The organism is Streptomyces filipinensis (assembly GCF_014649495.1).
Lineage (GTDB): Bacteria > Actinomycetota > Actinomycetes > Streptomycetales > Streptomycetaceae > Streptomyces > Streptomyces filipinensis.
In genome coordinates this window covers 1-955 of the sequence record NZ_BMTD01000084.1, presented here as the reverse complement: position 1 = coordinate 955, position 955 = coordinate 1, and the positions used below count along the sequence as shown (strand labels likewise).

Annotated in this window: 1 protein-coding gene; it reads left to right on the top strand. The window is 67.6% G+C overall.

Going from position 1 to position 955, the window contains the following annotated elements:
* Window positions 1-68 precede the first annotated feature (68 nt).
* A partial coding sequence (locus IE244_RS41570; protein ID WP_229854923.1) for an AMP-binding protein occupies window positions 69-955 on the top strand: 887 nt, incomplete at its 3' end.

Below are 955 nucleotides of genomic sequence, written 5' to 3'. Positions count from 1 at the left end.
TGCCGGGTGGCGGTGAGCTGGCGTACGTGCTGTACACGTCGGGTTCGACGGGTCGGCCGAAGGGTGTGATGATCCCGCACCAGGCGCTGTTGAACCTGTTGATGTCGATGGCGGATGTCGCGGGCAGTGACAGTGAGAGTGTGTGGCTGGCGTCGACGTCGATCTCGTTCGACATTTCCGGTCTGGAGCTGTTCCTCCCGCTGGTCACCGGTGCGCGTGTGGTCATGGCCTCGGCGGACCAGGTCAAGGACGCCGAAGCACTCGCCGCGCTGATCCACGCGAACGAGATCACGCACGTGCAGCTGACGCCGTCGGGTTGGCGCTTGATGCTCGCGGCCGGCTTCGACAACTACGCCGTGACGGCGCTGGTGGGTGGCGAGGCGTGCTCGCCGGAGCTGGCGCGTGAGCTGCGTGCGAGGACCCGGCGTCTGGTGAACGTGTACGGCCCGACGGAGACCACGATCTGGTCCACCTTCTGGGAGGTACCGGAGGAGACCGAGTCGGTTTCGATCGGTGGGCCGCTGGCCAACACCGACCTGTACGTCCTCGACTCCAACGGCCGGCCGGTGGCCGATGGTGTCAGTGGTGAGCTGTTCATCGGTGGTGTGGGTCTGGCGCGCGGTTACATGGGGCGTGCTGGTCTGACGGCGGAGCGGTTCGTGCCGAGCCCGTTCGGTCCGGCCGGCTCCCGGCTCTACCGCACGGGTGACCTGGTCCTGCGGTCGCCGGACGGCTCGCTGGACTACCTGGGTCGTATCGACACCCAGGTGAAGGTGCGCGGTTACCGGATCGAGCTGGGCGAGATCGAAGCGGTTCTGCGGGCCCACGTGGCGGTGCGGGACACCGTGGTCTCGGCCCGTGAGGACCAGGCCGGGGACAAGACCCTGGTCGCCTATGTGGTCGCGGACACCGCCTTCGACACGGTCGAGCTGCGGCGTCATCTGGGGTCGAGTCT